At 62.3% G+C, this 19,107-nt stretch carries 17 protein-coding genes and 1 pseudogene; 11 read left to right on the top strand and 7 right to left on the bottom strand.

Features of this window, described 5'->3' with window-relative positions; genetic code table 11:
* Positions 1–169 precede the first annotated feature (169 nt).
* Genes AD662_RS14360 through AD662_RS14350 form a run of 3 tightly spaced genes read right to left on the bottom strand, consistent with a single transcriptional unit; the run spans position 170 to position 2,190 of the window.
* A complete protein-coding gene (locus AD662_RS14360; RefSeq protein ID WP_053188185.1) occupies positions 170–1,111 on the bottom strand; it encodes an SDR family oxidoreductase in 942 nt (313 codons plus the stop codon).
* Positions 1,112–1,169: 58 nt separating this feature from the next.
* Positions 1,170–1,634 carry a nuclear transport factor 2 family protein gene (locus AD662_RS14355; protein WP_053179631.1) on the bottom strand — a complete coding sequence of 155 codons (465 nt, stop codon included), beginning with the start codon at positions 1,632–1,634 and terminating at the stop codon, positions 1,170–1,172.
* A 10-nt stretch (positions 1,635–1,644) separates the two neighbouring features.
* The gene (locus tag AD662_RS14350; RefSeq protein WP_053188182.1) at positions 1,645–2,190 is read right to left on the bottom strand and encodes a nuclear transport factor 2 family protein; all 546 of its coding nucleotides are present in this window, start codon (positions 2,188–2,190) and stop codon (positions 1,645–1,647) included.
* A gap of 242 nt (positions 2,191–2,432) precedes the next feature.
* Between AD662_RS14350 and AD662_RS14345 the strand changes: the two genes are divergently transcribed.
* From AD662_RS14345 to AD662_RS14300, 10 genes are all read left to right on the top strand, one after another.
* A complete protein-coding gene (locus AD662_RS14345) occupies positions 2,433–4,034 on the top strand; it encodes a DUF1302 domain-containing protein (protein ID WP_074849708.1) in 1,602 nt (533 codons plus the stop codon).
* A gap of 14 nt (positions 4,035–4,048) precedes the next feature.
* Complete coding sequence (locus AD662_RS14340) at positions 4,049–5,404, top strand: DUF1329 domain-containing protein (protein WP_053188176.1); 1,356 nt, start codon at positions 4,049–4,051, stop codon at positions 5,402–5,404.
* A 52-nt stretch (positions 5,405–5,456) separates the two neighbouring features.
* Complete coding sequence (locus AD662_RS14335; RefSeq protein ID WP_053188173.1) at positions 5,457–6,551, top strand: WD40/YVTN/BNR-like repeat-containing protein; 1,095 nt, start codon at positions 5,457–5,459, stop codon at positions 6,549–6,551.
* Positions 6,548–9,019, top strand: a complete 2,472-nt coding sequence (locus tag AD662_RS14330; RefSeq protein WP_053188170.1) for an efflux RND transporter permease subunit — start codon at positions 6,548–6,550, stop codon at positions 9,017–9,019. The genes AD662_RS14335 and AD662_RS14330 overlap by 4 nt, the downstream gene beginning before the upstream one ends.
* Positions 9,020–9,095: 76 nt before the next feature.
* The gene (locus tag AD662_RS14325; RefSeq protein ID WP_053179619.1) at positions 9,096–9,746 is read left to right on the top strand and encodes a nuclear transport factor 2 family protein; all 651 of its coding nucleotides are present in this window, start codon (positions 9,096–9,098) and stop codon (positions 9,744–9,746) included.
* A 46-nt stretch (positions 9,747–9,792) separates the two neighbouring features.
* A complete protein-coding gene (locus tag AD662_RS14320; protein WP_053188167.1) occupies positions 9,793–10,326 on the top strand; it encodes a 2,4'-dihydroxyacetophenone dioxygenase family protein in 534 nt (177 codons plus the stop codon).
* 45 nt (positions 10,327–10,371) lie between these two features.
* Complete coding sequence (locus AD662_RS14315; RefSeq protein ID WP_053188164.1) at positions 10,372–12,039, top strand: GMC family oxidoreductase; 1,668 nt, start codon at positions 10,372–10,374, stop codon at positions 12,037–12,039.
* A 29-nt stretch (positions 12,040–12,068) separates the two neighbouring features.
* A complete protein-coding gene (locus AD662_RS14310) occupies positions 12,069–13,397 on the top strand; it encodes an MFS transporter (protein WP_053188161.1) in 1,329 nt (442 codons plus the stop codon).
* 35 nt (positions 13,398–13,432) lie between these two features.
* Complete coding sequence (locus AD662_RS14305; protein WP_156331371.1) at positions 13,433–13,606, top strand: hypothetical protein; 174 nt, start codon at positions 13,433–13,435, stop codon at positions 13,604–13,606.
* 175 nt (positions 13,607–13,781) lie between these two features.
* Positions 13,782–14,609, top strand: coding sequence for a helix-turn-helix transcriptional regulator (locus AD662_RS14300; RefSeq protein ID WP_053179610.1), 828 nt, complete (start codon positions 13,782–13,784; stop codon positions 14,607–14,609).
* A gap of 197 nt (positions 14,610–14,806) precedes the next feature.
* Here AD662_RS14300 and AD662_RS14295 read toward each other — a convergent pair whose 3' ends face one another.
* Both AD662_RS14295 and AD662_RS14290 read right to left on the bottom strand, forming a co-directional pair.
* A complete protein-coding gene (locus AD662_RS14295) occupies positions 14,807–15,661 on the bottom strand; it encodes a TauD/TfdA dioxygenase family protein (RefSeq protein WP_053179608.1) in 855 nt (284 codons plus the stop codon).
* A 54-nt stretch (positions 15,662–15,715) separates the two neighbouring features.
* Complete coding sequence (locus tag AD662_RS14290) at positions 15,716–17,185, bottom strand: aldehyde dehydrogenase (protein WP_053188158.1); 1,470 nt, start codon at positions 17,183–17,185, stop codon at positions 15,716–15,718.
* A gap of 204 nt (positions 17,186–17,389) precedes the next feature.
* On the opposite strand from AD662_RS14290, the gene AD662_RS14285 reads away from it, so the two are divergent.
* Positions 17,390–18,505, top strand: a complete 1,116-nt coding sequence (locus AD662_RS14285; protein WP_053188155.1) for an aromatic ring-hydroxylating oxygenase subunit alpha — start codon at positions 17,390–17,392, stop codon at positions 18,503–18,505.
* A gap of 172 nt (positions 18,506–18,677) precedes the next feature.
* Here the strand turns inward: AD662_RS14285 and AD662_RS14280 are convergent, their stop codons facing one another.
* Together AD662_RS14280 and AD662_RS14275 are read right to left on the bottom strand one after the other, a co-directional pair.
* Positions 18,678–18,875: a YbdD/YjiX family protein gene (locus tag AD662_RS14280; RefSeq protein WP_003182142.1), complete on the bottom strand. Its 198-nt coding sequence runs from the start codon at positions 18,873–18,875 to the stop codon at positions 18,678–18,680.
* A gap of 15 nt (positions 18,876–18,890) precedes the next feature.
* A pseudogene (locus AD662_RS14275) lies at positions 18,891–19,107 on the bottom strand (carbon starvation protein A); the annotation flags it as partial.

Below are 19,107 nucleotides of genomic sequence, written 5' to 3'. Positions count from 1 at the left end.
CTTGCTCGCGATGGCGTTGGGTCAGTCGACATCATCGTTAACTGACACTCCGCTATCGCGAGCAGGCTCGCTCCCACAAGGGATCTGTGGCGTATGCACATCTCCCACATGGTGGGTTTATTTCAATTCAACAGCACTTGGCCCACTCCCGCCACAGGCAGTCATCGGTTCACCGCGCAGCGGACTGGGCCGCCACCGCAGCCTGGATCGTCGCCGAGTACTGTTCGAATATCTGCCGTAATGAAATCGGTGGCCGGCCGATCAGGGTCTTCACATCGTCGCTCAACACCGCGAAATAGCCCTCGCGCAACGCCCGTTCAAAACTGACCATTTCTTCGCTGGGCCACGGAATCGGCCCGGTGATAGGCCCATCCCCCTCAATCTTGCGGGGCACGCCCAGCGCATCGAAAAAAGCATACTTCTGTTCTTCACTGCAGGGGATGTACTCCACGGGCCTGCCACCGTACTCGGCAGTCAATTGCGCACACTGGCGATAGCTCAACAGCTCCGGTCCGGTCAGGTTGTAGACCTTGTTTTCGTGGCCGCTGCCAGTCAGCACCGCCACCGCGCAGGCAACACAATCTTCTCGCGACACCAGGCCGATCTGTCCCTCTCCGGTGGCGGTCATCCAGCGGCCAGTGAGCAAGGCATCCGGCGCCACGAACTGGGCGATGGCTTCGCTGTACTGGCTATCACGCAGAAAGGTGCAGGGAATGCCGGTCGCCCGCAGCAGTGCCTCGGTCGCACCGTGCTCCGACGCGCTGATGGCTGGGTTGTCGACGCTCGCGCCGATAAACGAGGTGTAGACAACGTGCCCGACACCCGTACGCTTGAGTGCAGCAATGGCATTGCCATGTTGTCGACGGCGCTTGGCACCGACGCTGTCGGTGCTGATCAGCAGCAGCCGATCGATGCCGGCAAAGGCGCTGTCGAGGCTGTGCGGCTGGTCGAAATCCCCCGCGCGCACCTCCACGCCGCGTCGGGCAAAGTCCGCCAGACTTTCGGGCCGGCGACTGACCAGCACCAGCTCACCCGGTTCAAGAATTTCAAGCAGCCGTTCGGCGGCGCGCCGGCCGAATTGGCCGGAGGCACCGGTGACGAGAATCTTCATCTTATTGTTTTCCTTGTTTGCTGAAGACAACCAATGGCCGCGATTTCACGCTTGCGGCTCAGAATCCGGGGGCGGGAAAGCCCGATGACACATCGCCTTCCCAAAGCTGGATCAGGCGTTCTTCGTACAACCAGATACCGGCGCACCTGACCAGTCGATCACGGGTACGACCTACGAAACGAATCTGATAAGGCGCCTCGCCACGGCAATCGGTCATGAACGTGTAGGAGCGCGCCTCGCAGCGCCCAAGGCCGTCGCCCACCAACTGCAACTGACCCGTGTAATGCTGGCACCCGGGAAAACGATCCCAGACCCGCAGGCTCTCGGCCAGGTCGATGGCACCCTGACGGCCCTCGTAGCGATTGGGAATACGCGTGTAAGTGCAGACCTCGACCAAACTCTGCGGCACGAAGGTATCGGCAAAGCCCTCCACGTCCCCGGTATCCAGGGCCCAGGCGTAGCGTGAATAAAGGTCTTCAATGTCGATACGGTCGGCGGCGCTCAAGCCGTTCAAGAGGGGCATGGCAAATTCCTCAATCCTTGTGGCCGGAGCGCGGCGGATGCTTCGGCCCGGTGTCCGGCACCAGGCTCATCGCCGGGGGACGGCGACGGGACGTAGCGGACTCGTAGCCGGGAAAACGCTTGAGCACCTCGCCATCCCAAACACGCAGGACACGCCGGGCGAACAACCACTGGCCGCCCTGGAACACCAGTTCATCGTCGTAATAACCGCAGAAACGCACGTTATGCGGTGCCTCGCTAAGCGACTCGGTCACCAGGGCGAAGGACTTGGCCCGGGCCTGGCCATCGCCGCCCTCCACCAGGGTGTTGGCCGCATAGTGCTGGCGCCCTGCAAAGCTCGGGATCGCCGCGTAGTAGGCCACCAGGCGACGCAGGCCCGCCGCCCCTTCCCACACGCCGGGGTCGCCCTCGAACACCTCCTCGATCATCACCCCGCCGGGCGTAAAGCACCCCACCAGGGCATCGGCATCGGCCGTGTCCAGTGCCCAGGCGAAGCGCACCAGCAAATCCTTGATGGCGAAACGGTCTTCAACAGTCAGGGGTACGGCAGCGCTCATCTGAATCTCCTATGGCGACATCAACGTGGTCGTGTCGTCCTGTTCTGGCCCAACCATAGGGTATTGCCGTCAGGTTGGCTGTCCTCTGCAAAAAGGACGTAAGGCAAAGCGCTGTCGGTCTTTCATACGACAGCGCCGGCAATGGCGATTGGGAAACACTGTACTCGGCGAACAAGCCAACCTGCCTTGCCCAACGCCGCTGCCAACAAAAAACATAAGGCACGCAGCCAGAGGAGACAAACATGAAAATAACAACAAGCGTCCCCACTCACCGTCAGCCCCGTGCGCCCCGATTGCTCGCCCTGATGGTCTGTGGCGGGGCGATACCGCTGCTGCAAGCCGCCGAACTGGTCAACAACGACAACTACCAGATCCGCTGGGACAACACCCTCAAGTACCAGGTCGGGATGCGCACCGAGAAACCTTCCTCGCGCAACCTGAACAACCTTAACGCCAACGACGGTACCGCAGCGTTCGAGCGTAATGAGCTGATCACCAACCGCGTGGACATCCTCACGGAGTTCGACCTCACGCTAAAGGATGCGGCCAACAGCGGGCTGCGCATCAGTGCCGCGGGTTGGTACGACAATGTCTACGACCGCGACCATAACAGCATCTCCGAGGCGACCTATAACCAGACCTCGGTGAGCAACCATGATTTCACCAACGATGCCAAGGTGCAGGCCGGCCGCAATATCGAATTGTTGGATGCCTTCGTCCACAGCAGCTTCGACGTCGCAGGCCACAACCTCTCCTGGCGCCTGGGCCGGCACACCCTGCTGTGGGGCGAAAGCCTGTTCCTGGCCACCAACGGCATCGCCACCGGCCAGGCCCCCAATGACGCCTACAAGGCGCTGTCGGTGCCCAGCACCCTGGCCAAGGAAGTGTTCATGCCGGTCAACCAGCTATCCATGGCGCTGGAGTTGACCGATAACCTCTCGTTCGAAAGCTACTACCAACTGGAATACCGCGAGACCCGGGTGCCGGCTCCGGGCACGTACTGGAGCATTTTCGATGCGGGCTTCAAGGGTGGTGAGAATCTGCTGTTGGCCCCTGGTTTTCGCCTGCCCCGTGGTGATCACGACGAACCGTCGGACACCCGCGGCCAGTGGGGCGTGGCGCTGAAGTATCGCGACTATGAAAACGACATGGACTATGGGATGTACTACTTGCGCTACACCGCCAAGACACCCCAGGTCATCGTCCATCTGCAGCCAACATTCGTACCGGATGAGTACTACTTCAAGTACCCCAAGGACATCGAGATATACGGCCTGAGCCTTTCGAGCAAGATCGGCGATGCCAACGTCGCCGGCGAGGTGTCCTTTCGCAACAACATGCCATTGGTCAGCGGCCCGCTGTCGGTCATTGGCGACCAATCAGACGACGTCTATGCCGTTGGCCAGACCCTCCATGCGCAGATCTCGACCATCTGGGTCCTGCCGCGGATGGACTGGTACGACAACGCCCAGGTGGTCGGCGAACTGGGCGCCAACCATTTGTACAAGGTCACCAAGAACGACGAGGCCCGGGACAAGGACACCGCTCGCACCGCCGCCGGTTTCCGGGTCCAGTTCGAACCGACCTGGTACCAGGCCTTGCCGAGCATCGACCTGAGTTCCCCCGTGACCCTGGGCTACAACTTTACCGGACGTTCGGCAGTGGACCCCGGCTTCAACGTCACCGGTGCGGCCCACGGCGGCGATATCGGCGCAAGCCTGAACTTCAAGTATGCCGGCAACCTGCGCGGCGGCATCAACTACACCCACTACCTGGGTGACGAGAAAAACAACCCTTACCACGACCGGGACTTCGTCCTGCTGAACGTCGCGTATTCGTTCTGATCCGGAGATTGGTCATGCCTTTCAACAAGAAAATCACCTCGCTGGCGCTGTGTATCGCGTCCTTGCTTCACGTGCCTGCCTTTGCCGCCGTAGCCGAAGAGCAGGCAGCCCAACTGGGCAAGAACCTGACGCCCCTGGGCGCCGAGCATGCCGCCAACGCCGATGGCAGCATCCCGGCCTGGGACGGCGGGCTGGACAAGCCCCTGCCAGCCAGCGATCCGCGCCTGCCAGGAAAGTTGTTCAGCGACGAAAAACCCAAGCTGAGCCTCACCGTCGCGAATGCCGCGCAATACGCCGGCAAGCTCTCGGAAGGCTCGCTGTACATGCTCAAGAACTACCCCGGCTACCGCATGGACGTTTACCCGACTCATCGCACGGCCCGGGCACCACAATACATTTATGACCGGACCCGCCAGAACGCCACGGGCATGGAAGTGCTGGACTACATCCTGGACTTCAGTAAATTCCACGGCGGCACACCCTTCCCGATTCCGCAAAACGGCCAGCAAGCGATCCTCAACAACCAATGGAACTGGCGGGGTGCCGACAATACCCTCGACGCCTATACCTGGTTTGTCTCGTCCTCCGGCAAGCGTGCGATGACCGCCGGCAACACCCTGCAGAATTCCTTCCCTTGGGCTTATGCACCGGGTCGCAAGGATCCCTGGGACGGCAAGTTGCTGGGGGCCGTGATCATCACCAGCACCGCCCCGGCTTACTCCGCCGGTGAAAAGCTGTTGATCCACGGACCCGCCGATAACGTCCACCAGGCCACCAACGCCTGGAGCTACCTGACCGGTCAAAGGCGCCTGCGCAAAGCCCCGAACGTGCAATACGACGTGCCGAACAACTTCACCTCCGGAGTAATCAACTTCGACGATGCCAACGGTTTCAACGGCGCCATCGACCGTTACGACTGGAAGCTGGTGGGCAAGCAGGAATTGTACGTGCCCTATAACAACAACGACTTGGCCTACGCCAAATCCGAGGATGTCGTGGGGGAGAAATTCGCCAACCCCGACCTGCTGCGCTGGGAGCTGCACCGGGTCTGGGTGGTAGACGCCACATTGCGTTCCGGCGCCCGACACGTGGTACCCAAGCGCCGTTTCTATCTGGATGAAGACACCTGGCAAGTACTGGTTACTGACCAGTGGGACGCTAAGGGCCAGCTATGGAAGACCCACAACCTGACAATGTTCGTCTACCCGCAGATACCGGTGGCCTACAACGCCAGCACCTTTGTCTACAATCTTCAGGCCAGGGACTACGCGGCACTCAACCTGATCAATGACAAGGGGGCGGTGAAGTTCGATGAGCTACCTAACAGCATGTTTACCCCACAATCGCTGGAACGCTCCGGTGTTCGTTAACAGGTGGTGCAGTGTCCTTGGCTTGAGCCGATGTCATTTACTGGCCAGATGCTTGCTGCTCGCGGTGTTGCTGAACTGGGGCGCCGCCCAGGTCGCCTCGGCGGCGACATCGACAGAACCATTCAATCGCCCGGCGCCCAGCGTGGCCCAACCCCAGCGTGCCTTGCTCAACGGCATCGCGCGTGCCGGTCAACGCCTGGTAGCGGTAGGTGAACATGGGCTGGTCATTTGGTCCGACGATAACGGCCAGGCCTGGCATCAGGCGGCGGTCCCGGTGGATGTCAACCTGACCACCGTGGCTTTCGTTGACGAACACCACGGCTGGGCCACCGGGCATCAGGGCGTGGTGCTGTCCAGCGAGGATGGCGGCGAAAGCTGGCGCAAGCGGCTCGATGGTGTCCAGGCCGCTGCACTGACACTGGCCCGGGCCAAAAAGAAGGCCGCCGCGCTCGAAGAAGACGCCCGTGAAGACTATCTGTATGCCGCACAGCGCCTGGTAGACGACGGCCCGGACAAACCCCTCCTGGCCCTGCTGTTCAACGGTCCGAATCGCATCAGCGTGGTCGGCGCTTTCAACCTGGCGTTGCACAGCAGGGATGGCGGAAAGACTTGGCAAGCCTTCTACGATCAAATCGATAACCCCGACGGCCTGCACCTCTACGCCTTGCAAGCCCTGGGGCCGAGACGGTTCATCGCCGGGGAACAAGGTCTGCTGCTGGCGACCGACCCCGGCGGCGGGTCCTTCAAGCGCCTGGCCTCGCCCTACGAGGGCAGCTACTTCGGCTTGCTGCCGTTGGCAAACAACCGACTCCTGTTATTCGGCCTGCGGGCCAACGTGTTTCGTTCCGACGACGGCGGGCAGCAATGGCACCCCGTCACCATCGAAGGCGCCAAGGCCAGCTTCAACGCGGGCCTGCAACTGAGCGATGGCAGCATCGTGCTGCTCGATCAAGGCGGTCGGGTATATACCAGCCGGGACCAGGGCCGCAGTTTCAAGGCCATACCCTTCGGCTGGGGCGCACCGCTGACCGCTGTCGCCGAAGCCACTGACGGCAGCCTGGTGCTCACCAGCCTGGCTGGCATCGTGATCCTGCCAAGGGAAAAACTCGCTGGCCCCACGTTGGTCGTCCAGGAATCCAAACCATGAAAACCACCCACGAAGAGGCACCCGTGATCGCGGACCTGAGCCAGTTCGACACGCGCTCGGGCTCGTTGCTGGAACGCCTGCTGTTCAACCATCGCCCCTGGCTGATGCTGGCCTGCCTGCTGTTGACCGGATTCTTTGTCGCCCAGTTGCCGCAGTTGACGCTCAATGCCAGTTTCCAGCGGATGATTCCCCAGGATCACCCGTTCGTCATCAACTTCCAGGCCCATCAGGACAGCCTCGCCGGCCAGGGTAATGTGGTCCGCGTCGTGGTGGAAAACACCCAGGGCAGCATTCTCGACAAGGACTACCTGCAAACCCTGCAGAAGATCAGCGACGAGGTGTATCTGCTCGCTGGGGTCAACCGGCCCTATATGAAATCACTGTGGACGCCGACCATGCGCTGGCATGGCATCACCGAATCAGGGCTGGACGAGGGCCAGGTCATCGACTCCCACTACGATGGCTCGGCCGAGAGTCTGGAACAACTGCGCCTGAACATCGAGCGCTCGGGGGAAATTGGCAGCATCGTTGCTGGAAATTTCAACTCGAGCATGCTGCTGGTGCCCCTGCTGGATATCGACACCGAAACCGGTGAGCAGCTGAACTACGGGGCGTTCGGCGCCAGGCTGGAGGATATCCGCGCCAAGTACCAGAGCGAGCATATTCGCCTGCACATTGTCGGCTTTGCCAAAGTGGTCGGTGATCTGATCGAAGGACTCACCCAGGTCCTGGTGTTCTTCGCCGTGGCCATCCTGATCGCCGGCCTGGTGGTGTTCGCCTACACCCGCTGCCTGCGCAGTACCGTGCTGGTGCTGTTCTGCTCATTGATCGCGGTGATCTGGTTGCTCGGCAGCCTGCCGTTGCTCGGTTATGAACTGGACCCCTACACCGTTCTGGTGCCTTTTCTGGTGTTTGCCATTGGCATGAGCCACGGCGCGCAGAAGATGAATGGCATCCTGCAGGACATCGGCCGTGGCACCCATCGCCTGATCGCGGCACGCTACACCTTCCGCCGCCTGTTTATGGCCGGGCTCATGGCGTTGGCCTGCGATGCCGTTGGCTTCGCTGTGCTGCTCCTGATCAAGATCGAGGTCATCCGCCAATTGTCGCTCACCGCCAGCCTGGGCGTGGCGTTCCTGATCTTCACCAACCTGATCCTGCTGCCGATCCTGCTCAGCTATATCGGCGTCGGGCGCCACGCCGCAGCCCGCAGCCTGCGCAGCGAGCAAGCGCAACTGGAGGAAAAAGTCCGCCCGGCGCTGTGGCGTTGGCTCGACCTGTTTACCCGGCGCAAGGTGGCCGCCCCCACGCTGCTCGTCGCCATGGCCCTGGGCGTGGGTGGGTTCATGGTCAGCCTGCACTTGAAGATCGGCGACCTTGACCCCGGCGCGCCGGAACTGCGCACCGACTCGCGCTATAACCAGGACAACGCCTACATCACGTCCAACTATGGCAGCAGCAGCGACGTGTTCATCGTCATGGTCACCTCCGCGCCACAACAGTGCATGAATTACGCGCTGCTCGAACGCATCGACCGCCTCGAATGGCGACTGCGCCAGCAGCCCGGGGTGGTCGCTACCGACTCGTTTGCCGCGTTCATCAAGGTCATGACCAGCCAGCTCACCGAAGGCAACCCGAAATGGATCAGCCTGCTGCCCAACCAGGCGGTCATCAACAACCTGGTCAAGTACGTGCCCCAGAGCCTGGTCAACCAGAACTGCGACCTGTCGATGCTGAGGATTTTCCTGCGTGACCACAAGGCCGAGACCTTGCAGGCGCTGGTCGCCGAGATCCAGGCTTTTGCAGCGGCAAACGATCAGGGTGATGAACGCTTTCAGATGGCCGCCGGCAGCGCAGGCATCGAGGCCGCCACCAATAGCGTGGTGCAGAAGGCCAACCGGGAAATGCTGCTGTGGGTGTATGGCGCAGTGATCGTACTGTGCTTTTTGGTGTTCCGTTCCTGGCGCGCGGTAGCGTGCGCGATTCTGCCGCTGATGTTGACCTCCGTGCTGGCAGAGGCCCTGATGGTCTGGCTGGACATCGGCGTAAAGGTAGCCACGCTGCCAGTGATTGCCCTGGGCGTGGGCATTGGCATCGACTACGCCCTGTATGTCCTGAGTATCCTGCTGTTGCACCTGCGCAGCGGTGAGTCGCTGTCCCTCGCCTATTACCGCTCGCTGCTGTTCACCGGTCGGGTTGTGCTGCTGACCGGCGCGACGCTGGCCATCGGCGTCGCCACCTGGGTGTTCTCACCGATCAAGTTCCAGGCCGACATGGGCATCCTGCTGGCCTTCATGTTCCTCTGGAACATGCTCGGGGCGCTGGTACTGCTGCCGGCCCTCGCCAGTTTTCTACTCAAGCCGGCGCCGGGTCAGCAGATGCTCCCCCAACCCATGACAGCACTCAGGAAAGCGGCATGTCAAACGTCCTCTTCGCATAGGACATTAGTGCCCGGCAGCGCTCGTTAGTATTCATCCCACGCCCCTCAAGAATAAGAAGCCTGTCCAGGCAACCCGCTGGAACGGCAAACCGAAGGAGCCGCACATGTCATCCCAGGAACACTTGCTGCAACGCATCGAACAACTGGAAACGCGCCTTGTCGGGCTCGAAGACATCGAGCAGATCAAGCGCCTGCAACGCATGTACGGTTACTACATCGACAACCGTCTGTGGACGGAGATGGCCGAACTGTTCAGCGACTCAGAAGCCGTCATGGAGATCGGTCAGCGGGGTCGCTACCTGGGCAAGCACAACATCGAGCAGTTTCTGCTCGACGTGCTGGGCCAGGGTCGCAGCGGCTTGCTACGCGACGAGTTCATCAATCACATGCAACTGCAAGGCGTGGTGACCCTCGGCGACGACGGCAAACAGGCCCAGGGCCGCTGGCGCGCACTGATCCAAGGCAACCCGCCGCCGGGCAGCCGCAGCCTGTTCTGGGCCGAAGGGGTTTACGAAAACACCTACGTCAAGGAAGCCGGCACCTGGAAAATCGCCCGACTCTGGTGGGTGCCAACGTTCTATACCACCCATCCATGCGACAGCCTGAGCTTCGCCAGCACCCCGGCCAGCGCCAGCCTGCCCCCGCAGCAACCCTCAGCCGAACCCGACTCGGAGCTGGGCCGCACCTTCGTGCCCTTTCATTACCAGCACCCAATCACTGGCCAGGCCGTCACCCGCGTGACGTCCAAGACCTGAACCGCCAGCCGCCGCAGGCGCATACAACAAGAATGAGGACCCTGTGATGAACCACCCCGACCCAACGCCCTTCGACCTACACGCCCAGCCCTTCGTGATCTCGTCCCTGCACATCGCCACCGACGAATTGCCGTTCGCCGAAGACTTCGGCGCCCCAGGCGTGCGCCTAAAGCTGCTGAGCGCCGACGTCGAAGGCGCGATGTTCGCCGTACGCATCCGCTTCGCCCCCGGCGTGCAGTTGCCACCGCACCACCATACCGGCGCGGTACACGCCTTCACCTTGAGCGGTGAGTGGAGCTACCTGGAACATGCCGACACGCCCCCCAGCCGGGCCGGCTCCTACCTGTTCGAGCCGCCAGGCTCCAGCCACACCCTGAAGGTCGCCGATCACAACAGCGGCGAAACCGATGTGCTGTTCATCATCTATGGCGCCATGTTGATCCAGGACGAGGTCGGCAACATCGTCGCCAAGCTCGACGCCGGCAGCCACCTGCACGAATGGCCAGCGGCGTTGCGTGCCCAGGGCTTGCCGGTGCCGTCGATCATCGAAGGCGGTCACGTGCATTACTCCAGGACCTGAAGGGTTTTCAGGCGGCAGGCGTTCATTTCCAGTAAGGGTTTGAAGATGGCAGAGTTCGATTTCATCATTGTCGGTGCCGGTTCTGCCGGCTGCGTATTGGCCAACCGACTCTCGGCCGACGCCGCAAACCGGGTGCTGTTGCTCGAGGCCGGCGGCAGCGACCGCCACCCGATGGTCGCCATGCCGGTGGCCTGGATGCCTGCCTCCAACATGGCGTCCCTGGGCTGGGGCTACGCCAGCGAACCGGAACCCCAGACCCTCAATCGCGCCATGCCCCAACCACGCGGCAAGCTGCTTGGCGGCACGTCGTCGATCAACGGCATGCTCTATAGCCGTGGCAACGCCGGGGATTACGACCGCTGGAAAGCCCAAGGCCTTGAAGGCTGGGGCTACGCTGATGTATTGCCTTACTTCAAGCGCTCGGAAACCAACTGGCGTGGCACCACGCCCTTTCACGGCGGCACCGGACCGCTGTCTGTCTCGCGCCAGCCGGCCCATCCGCGTATCACGCCGCTCATGCTGGAGGCCGCAGCCAACCTGGGTTACGCCAGCCTTGAAGACTTCCACGGTGCACAGGCCGAAGGCTTCGGCCTGCCTGACTTCACCATCCGGGCCGGGCGCCGGGACAGCACCGCCGCGGCGTTCCTGGACGTCGCCAACGCCCGCCCTAACCTGACGGTGATTTCCCACGCGCACACCACGCGAGTCGTGCTCGAAGGCGACCGTGCCGTGGGCGTGGAGTATTTGCTTGGCCAGACGTTGCACACCGCGCGAGCCAGCCGCGAAGTCATCCTCAGCGCCGGGGCTTTCAACTCGCCGCAATTGCTGATGTTGTCCGGTATCGGGCCGACGGAAGAATTGCAGGCCCATGGCATCGAAGTCCGTCATGCACTGCCGGGCGTGGGCAAGAACCTGCAGGACCACCCCTTGGTCGGGGCAATCTACCAGGCCAGGGATACCGACACCTTCGATCAGGTGCTGCGCCTCGATCGCCTGGTGTGGTCCGCCCTGCGCTGGGCCGTCAGCGGCAACGGGCCGCTGGCCGCCAATCCCCTCTCGGTCCAGGCGTTCATTCGCTCCCGACCGGAACTGCAATGGCCGGATTTCCAGGTGCAGATCAGCCACGTGTCGATGCTCGCACGCCCCTGGTTCCCAGGTTGGCGTCAAGGTGCAGGCCATCAAATCACCGCCGCCGTGCTGAGCCTGCGCCCCCACGGCAGCGGCGCAGTCACCCTGCGTTCGGCAGACCCGCTGGCTGCGCCGAAGATCCGCCTCGGCATCGGCCTGCACGAAGAGGACCGCCGCACCGCCCGCGAGATGCTCAAGTTCCTGCGGCGGTTCTTCGCCACCGAACCGGTGGCCAGCCTGGTCAGTGCAGAACTGGCGCCTGGTCTGCAGGTGCAAACCGATGCCGAACTCGATGCCTATATCCAGGCGACCTTGCAAACCGGCATGCACCCGGCGTGCACCTGCGCCATGGGCACCGGCGAACAGGCGGTGGTCGACGCCGAGCTCAAGGTCCATGGCCTGCAAGGCCTGCGGGTGGTGGATGCCTCGGTGATGCCGGACATCATCAGCGGCAACACCAATGCCCCGACCATCATGATTGCGGAAAAAGCCGCTGACATGATCCTCGACCACCCGCCACTCCCTGCCGAGACTGCTGCGCGCCTCGACGAACGCGAACCGTCCCGCTCACAGGTTGCCTGCTGACAGCCCGCCGCCCCTGACTGGAAATCGACATGACGAATCAGACCCTGCACCCGGCGTTGAACATCGAGCATTTGCTCGACACGCGTCCAATGACGGCCTTGCAGATCCTGCTGGTCATCCTCTGTGGTGCGACCATGTTCATCGATGGCTTCGGCATCCAGGTCATGGCGCTGAGCGTGCCGTCCGTCTCGGCAGAATGGGGATTGCCTGCCACCCGCTTCGGGATGGCGTTGTCCGCCTCGCTGATTGGGCTGACAGTGGGTGCCGCGTTGCTTGCCCCACTGGGCGATCGTTTTGGCAGGCGCCCGGCACTGATCAGCGCGTTGGTTGCAGTGGGGCTGAGTACCGCCGGCACCGCACTGTCCAGTTCACCTGAACAGTTTGTGTTCTGGCGGCTGCTGACCGGACTTGGCCTGGGGGTTTCGATTCCGATCTGCAACACGTGGGCCGCGGAGTACATACCGTTGCGCCAGCGCGGCATCGTGCTGGTTTTGATCAACGCCGCCATGGGCGTCGGCGCCTTCAGTGCCGGCTTCATCGCACCGCCGGTGATCGAGGCCTGGAGCTGGCGCGGCATCTTTGTGCTGGCCGGCGTTACACCGGTGCTGGTGGCCGTGCTGCTGTGGCGCTGGGCGCCGGAATCCTTGAAGTTCCTCAATGCCCGATATCCCGGCGATCCACGTGTGGCAGCCATCCTCGCCCGCATTGCGCCGGACATTGATCTGCGCCAGGTCGAACTGGTCATTCCGGCACCGCTCAGGGTCGCCCGAGTGTCCGTGGCCGCGTTGCTGGCCCCGGCTTATCGAAGTCGGACCCTGGTGCTCTGGGGTTTGCTGATCCTCAACCTGTTCAGTCTCTATCTCTTGATCAGTTGGCTGCCGACGCTGCTGCAATCGGCGGGCTGGCTACCCGCGGCGGCGCTAAGGGCTGCCGTACTGATCCAGGCCGGCGGCGTCATCGGCGGTATTGCTCTGGGTTTGCTGCTCGACCGGGGCAAGACCCTGCCGGCGCTGTTTGTCGCGTTCCTGACAGCGGCCCTGTGCCTGGCGCTTTTCGCGCTGGTGCCTTCGGGCAGCGGCTGGATCGTCCTGCTGTTGATGATCGGAGGCGGCATCACCGGCGCCCAGTTGTCGCTCAACGCTTTGTGCACCAGTTACTACCCAGCGGCGATCAAGGCCACCGGCATGAGCTGGGCCGGCGTGGTCGGCAGTTGCGGTTCGATCAGTGCGCCGCTGGCCGGGGCCTGGATCATCGGACAAGGCCTGGCGCCGGCCAGCATCCTGGCGCTGCTTGGCATCCCCGCCCTGCTGTGTGCCGTCGGCGTACTGCTGATGCGCAGCCACTGGCAGGCCCATTAGGCAATACCACCCTCCACCTGGAACAGGACATGACCATGAAAACAATAAAAACCGTCGTGACATTCGCCTTCATCGCCGCACTGACCACTGCCGTCCTGGCGTTCTGGCCTGCATCGCCGCCGGCATTGAATGCCACGGCCTGTCCCCACCCATCCACGGCCTGCGCCCAACAATTGGTCATGACTTACGGTTGGCCACGCCTGAATTGAACAATCGCGTCGATTGCCGCCGACAACGCCAAGCCGCTCGTCAGAAACCGATCAAAAGGCCTCCCTCGGGCATCGTGATCCTGATTGGCGGCTGGCAAAGCGGCGATAGGCGGGTATATTTAGTTAAGTCTAATAACAATACTCCCGGGCGCCTTGCCGCCACCAAGGAGATCACATGCAGCACTGGACCGTCTCACCTGACTCCACCCGTCTCGAACTGAACATCACCGCCCTGTCGCGTCTGATCGGGGCGATCGGTTCGACCCAACAGACGTCCATTGCCAGTGCGGCGCTCGACCTGGTTCGCACCCGCATCGCGGCCCATCACTGCTCGATGCTCAGCTTCGAGGGTGACCGCAACCCGCGCCTGCTCTCCGGCGCCAGCGTGCGCAGCGCCTGGCATGTGTTCAATGCCGCGTCGGCCTACTCCCATTCGTTTTTTCGCCAGGATGATCTGCTGCGGGTGATCGCCCGCTACCCGGCAAGCTTCGAGGCGCCACCGGTGATCGTGCACCACCAGCGTCTGGAAGACATCGAGTGCCCGGACTATCGCGCGCAGTGTTATGAGAATGTCGACATCATCGACCGCCTGGCGATCCTGGTGCGCGTGGCCAAGTCCCAGTCCCTGGCCGTCAACTTCTATCGCGATCGTTCCGCAGGCCACTACAGCGAAACGGAAATCCACGACCTGCTGGGCATGGCACCGTTGTTCGCCAGTTGCATCGCCCGCCATTACGCCTTCGATACCGACGGCGAGTCGAGCTTCCGCGGCGCGGTGACTGATGAGCTGAGCGATATCTGCCCGCAACTGACCGTGCGCGAACGCGAAGTGGTGCAGCGGATTCTCGACGGCGCCACCACCGAACGGATCGCCGAAGACCTGAAGATCCGGCCCACCACCGTCATCACCTACCGCACCCGTGCTTACGAAAAGCTTGGCGTGTCATCCCGACGAGAACTGTTTGCCACGGTATTGCGCAAGCGCAATGTGGCGGTGCGGTAGCCTGGGCAGGCAATTATTATCTGTCAGAGGACACAAAACCTGTGGGAGCGAGCTTGCTCGCGATGGCGGTGTATCAGTCAATATTGATGTCGACTGACCTGGCGCTATCGCGAGCAAGCTCGCTCCCACAAGGAATTGGCAGTGCGCCTCGATTCTCTGTCCATCCCGCTCCCACAGGGATAGGTGTTGCTTCAGGATTAGAGGATATCCGACCGGTCCACTACCGACGCATACAGCTTGCGCTCGGCATTTTCATCAAAGGCTTCGCGCCGATGCATGCAGCAGCGGTTGTCGTAGAGAATCAGTTCATGGGCGGCCCAATGGTGGCGGTAATGGAACTGCGGCTGATCGACATGGGCAAAGAGCGCGTCGAGCAAGGCTTCGCTTTCCTCCAGTGGCAGGTCCGGTACATAGGCGTTGAGGCGATTGCCCAGGAACAGGAACGGCTTGCGGGTGAAACGATGAAACTGGACCATATCGGTCTCGACACCTGGCGAGCTCATCACGTCGTCGAGTTTCACACCGCCCGGTCGCATGCCGGGTTTGCCTTGGGCGTCGAACACCACATCCTGTTTGATCCGCCGACCTTCAATGGCCTGGCGCAGAGCAACCGGCAGTTCTTCGAGCGCCCGGTAAAGGTCGCAGAAACTGGTGTCCCCCCCTTCCTTCGGCACCACCACGGAATTGAGCAGCCCGGCCACCACCGGATCGAAGAAGCGGTCTGAATGCCAATCCAGCTCACTGTTGCTGCGTGGGCCGAACTTGCCTTTCTCCACATTCTCGACCACACGGATACCCGCGTATTCATTGCTGTCGCTGGCCAGTCGGCCACTGCCGTCGTCCTGGGTACCGAAGGCACGGACGAAGGCAGCCAGTTGCGCAAGCGTCAGGTCGGCGCCCTCGAAAATCAGCACTTGGTGGGCGTGAAACGCCTGGGCAATCGCCTGGGCCTCGCTCAAGTCTGGGGGCGTGCGCGTGTCAAACTCAACGCGGGCGCCAAAACCTCCGGGCAACGGGTTGACCTTTATTGTTGTTGTACCGTTCAAGCTCATGGGTGTCTCCATCGGGATGGGAAGTCGGGCCTGGGGACGGTCCGACCGGAGGGTCTACAGCAACAGAATCGATTTGAGTTCGGTGTAGCCGGCCAGCCCATGAACCCCACCTTCGCGTCCGACGCCGGACAGCTTGAAGCCACCAAACGGCAGCGAAGGATCAAAGCGAAAGGCATTCTGACTGACGGTGCCGGTGCGCACCCCGCGAGCCACCCGATAGGCGCGCTCGGCGTCATCGGTGAACACCGCGCCGTAGAGACCGAACGGCGAGTCATTGGCAATCCGGATGGCATCCTCTTCGTCATCGCAGGGCAGGACGCTGAGCACCGGCCCGAAGATTTCCTCCTGGGCGATACGCATGTTGCGGTCCACGCCGCCGAACAAGGTCGGTTCAATGTAATAACCACGCGGCAGGTCCGCGGGACGGCTGCCACCGCTGATCAATCGGGCACCCTCGGCCTGGCCGATGGCGATGTACTCCTCAACCCGTGAACGCTGGCGCGCCATGGCAAGGGGGCCCATATGCACGCTTGGATCGAAGGGGTCGCCAACCCGGATCGCCTGCATTTCCGCCTGCAACGCTTGCAGCAGTTCATCCTGGCGATGCCGAGAAACGATCACCCGGCTCAGGGTCGCGCAAACCTGGCCACAGGACATCGAAATGGTCGAAGCCAGGACCTTCGCCGCCTGGCCCAAGTCGTAATCGTCCAGCACGATGGCGGCGGACTTGCCACCCAGCTCCAGGGTGTAGCGGGCAATACGCCCGCCGCAGACCGAGCCGATGCGTTGGCCGGCCGCGACCGAACCGGTGAAACTGACCTTGTCCACGCCCGGATGGCACACCAGGTGATCAGCCGCTTCGCGGTGGGTGGTGACCAGGTTGAGTACACCAGCCGGCAAGCCGATCTGCTCGGCCGCCTCGGCGATGATATAGGCCTCGATGGGCGTTTCCGGGGCCGGTTTCATGATCACCGTACAGCCGGCCAGCAACGCCGGAGCCAGTTTGCCAGCCATGATCCCGAACGGGTTGTTCCACGGTGCGATGGCCGCAACCACGCCAACCGCCTCGCGCACCACCAGCGCCCGTCCACGACCGTCCATGGGGGGATGTGATGCTTCGAATTCGAACTGCCCGGCCAACTGGGCGTAGTAGTCGAACCAGTAATGCCCGGCCCCGACCACGAATGGCGAAACAGATGCCAAGGCACCGATTTGTTCGGCCCAGGCCTGGGCCAGCTCTGGCAGTCGCGGTGCCAGTGCGGCCGACAACCGGCGCAAGTATTCGGCTCGCTCGGCCGGACTGAGCCGTGGCCAGGGGCCGGAATCGAAAGCCCGGCGAGCGGCGAGGACAGCCAGGTCGACGTCCTCCTCGGTCGCCTCGGCAACGCGGGCAATGACCTGCTCAGAATGCGCCGAGATCACGTCGATCCGCCCTCCTCGCCGGGCATCGAGCCATTGACCATCGATAAACAGCTTGTCGGGGTGCGCGAGACGGGGTGGCGCGAGGCTGGCGGTGGGGTTCATGGCTTCTCCGGTTCGAACCATAGGGCGGCGAACATGCCGGCTTGATGGTGCCCAGTGAAAACCTAACCGCGTCAGGCGTCTGTCCTATGGAGGGAGGACAGTACGGATCGTCACGAGGGAGCCTGTCCTCTCTTGGTAGGACGGCCAGCGCCGCTGTGGGTGGATAGGCTGGCGCTTATTAAATCCTGACGACAAGGAACCCCCATGAGCCTGCCCCCACCCAACGTCATCGCCAACTCACGCAAAGCCATGGCGGTGCTGGCCCACCGTGATACGCCGTTCATCTTCAACGAATGGTATGTGGCGGCCTTCGGCAGCGAAGTGACACGCCAATTGCTGTCGCGCACCTTGCTGGGCAAGCGGGCGGTGCTGTACCGCAGCGAATCCGGACAGGCGGTTGCCCTGGAAGATCGCTGCGCCCATCGTTCCTATCCGCTGTCCCGAGGTCATCTTGAAGGCGATGTGTTGGTCTGCGGTTATCACGGTTTTCGGTATGACACCCAGGGCGAACTGATCAACGTCCCGTCACAGCACAACTGCCCGCGAGGCATCGGTGTGCGTGAGTATCCGCTGTTCGAGCAAGGGCCATTACTGTGGATCTGGCTGGGCGATCCGGCACTGCTCGGCACCCGCCAGCCACCTCGGCTGGACTGGATCGAAATGCCCGATTGGGAATGTTCCTCCGGTTATTTCCATCACCCGGGCAACTACGTCAGCATGCACGAAAACCTCATGGACCTTACGCACCTGTCCTTCCTGCATGCCAGCACCATCGGCACGCCGGACTATGCCAGTGCCCCGTACGAGCTCGACCTCAAGGAAGGGCACTACAAGCTGATGCGCAACGTGGTCCCCACCACCCTGTCACCGGTATGGGGCAAAACCACGGGGCTTGACGGGGTCAATACGGCGGCGCGCATCGCCACCTCGGAGTTTCTCTCTCCGGCGCTGCACCAAGTCAGCGTGACCTTCTACGACTCGGCGCTGGCACTGGACAATCGCCCCGAGTTCCACATTCGCACCGCCCACATCCTGACCCCGCAAACCCAGGGGTCACTGCATTACTTCATCGTCCACGGCCGCGACTTCGCCCTGGACGACAAAGCCATTGGCGAGTTCATGCATGAACAGCTGTTCGCCGCCTTCAACGAAGACGTCGAGGGGCTTGGTGCGCTGGAAGCCGTGATCCAGGAGGCCGATGAAGACAGCTACGAAATCTCCGTAGCCAGCGACGCCCCGGCCATCGCCATGCGGCGCTACCTGAAAAAACGGGCGGATGCAGAAGCGGATGAAAAGCTCATCGCCACCGATAGACCTTGATCCCCCACAAGGGACCTGAGGTGTACGCAAATCCTGAGGCCACCCCAAAAACAACTGTGGGAGCGGGCTTGCTCGCGAAGGCGGTGCGTCAGCCACATCAATGGTGACTGAGCCGACGCCTTCGCGAGCAAGCCCGCTCCCACAGGGGGTTGGGGTTGGGGTTTAGCTCAACTCAACAGCACTTGGGCCCACCCTTGCCGCCGTAACGGGCCTCCTGGCGTTCACGAAAGAACGCCTCGTAGTCCATCATCGGCTTGTCCGGGTGCTTGGTTTGCATGTGCTCGACGTAGTTGTCGTAGTCGGGCATGCCGACCATCAGGCGGGCGGCCTGACCGAGGTATTTACCCAGGCGACTCAAGTCATTGAACATCGTTGCAATCCTCTATCAAGCGTCTGGCAGGGCCTGGAATGGCGCTTCTTTGTCCGTGCGTTCCTTGGTGCCCCAGGCGGCGATGCCGACCTTGAGCGCGTAGAACAGGATGCTGAAGACCACGAACAGGAACAACACCGTCAGCGTCGCGTTGGTGTAGGCGTTGAACACCACGTGCTGCATCTGCTCGATGCTCTTGGCCGGGGCCAGGATCTGGCCGGCGGCCAGGGCA

It is taken from the genome of Pseudomonas kilonensis (genome assembly GCF_001269885.1).
In the GTDB taxonomy this organism is placed as follows: domain Bacteria; phylum Pseudomonadota; class Gammaproteobacteria; order Pseudomonadales; family Pseudomonadaceae; genus Aquipseudomonas; species Aquipseudomonas kilonensis.
Note: the sequence above shows the minus strand (reverse complement) of the source record. Positions and strands in the feature narration are given on the sequence as shown.

Bases quoted from the DNA above. Each gene is read 5' to 3' on its own strand.
- AD662_RS14360 (WP_053188185.1), bottom strand. From the start codon at position 1,111: ATGAAGATTCTCGTCACCGGTGCCTCCGGCCAATTCGGCCGGCGCGCC.
- AD662_RS14355 (WP_053179631.1), bottom strand. From the start codon at position 1,634: ATGCCCCTCTTGAACGGCTTGAGCGCCGCCGACCGTATCGACATTGAA.
- AD662_RS14350 (WP_053188182.1), bottom strand. From the start codon at position 2,190: ATGAGCGCTGCCGTACCCCTGACTGTTGAAGACCGTTTCGCCATCAAG.
- AD662_RS14345 (WP_074849708.1), top strand. From the start codon at position 2,433: ATGAAAATAACAACAAGCGTCCCCACTCACCGTCAGCCCCGTGCGCCC.
- AD662_RS14340 (WP_053188176.1), top strand. From the start codon at position 4,049: ATGCCTTTCAACAAGAAAATCACCTCGCTGGCGCTGTGTATCGCGTCC.
- AD662_RS14330 (WP_053188170.1), top strand. From the start codon at position 6,548: ATGAAAACCACCCACGAAGAGGCACCCGTGATCGCGGACCTGAGCCAG.
- AD662_RS14325 (WP_053179619.1), top strand. From the start codon at position 9,096: ATGTCATCCCAGGAACACTTGCTGCAACGCATCGAACAACTGGAAACG.
- AD662_RS14320 (WP_053188167.1), top strand. From the start codon at position 9,793: ATGAACCACCCCGACCCAACGCCCTTCGACCTACACGCCCAGCCCTTC.
- AD662_RS14315 (WP_053188164.1), top strand. From the start codon at position 10,372: ATGGCAGAGTTCGATTTCATCATTGTCGGTGCCGGTTCTGCCGGCTGC.
- AD662_RS14310 (WP_053188161.1), top strand. From the start codon at position 12,069: ATGACGAATCAGACCCTGCACCCGGCGTTGAACATCGAGCATTTGCTC.
- AD662_RS14305 (WP_156331371.1), top strand. From the start codon at position 13,433: ATGAAAACAATAAAAACCGTCGTGACATTCGCCTTCATCGCCGCACTG.
- AD662_RS14300 (WP_053179610.1), top strand. From the start codon at position 13,782: ATGCAGCACTGGACCGTCTCACCTGACTCCACCCGTCTCGAACTGAAC.
- AD662_RS14295 (WP_053179608.1), bottom strand. From the start codon at position 15,661: ATGAGCTTGAACGGTACAACAACAATAAAGGTCAACCCGTTGCCCGGA.
- AD662_RS14290 (WP_053188158.1), bottom strand. From the start codon at position 17,185: ATGAACCCCACCGCCAGCCTCGCGCCACCCCGTCTCGCGCACCCCGAC.
- AD662_RS14285 (WP_053188155.1), top strand. From the start codon at position 17,390: ATGAGCCTGCCCCCACCCAACGTCATCGCCAACTCACGCAAAGCCATG.
- AD662_RS14280 (WP_003182142.1), bottom strand. From the start codon at position 18,875: ATGTTCAATGACTTGAGTCGCCTGGGTAAATACCTCGGTCAGGCCGCC.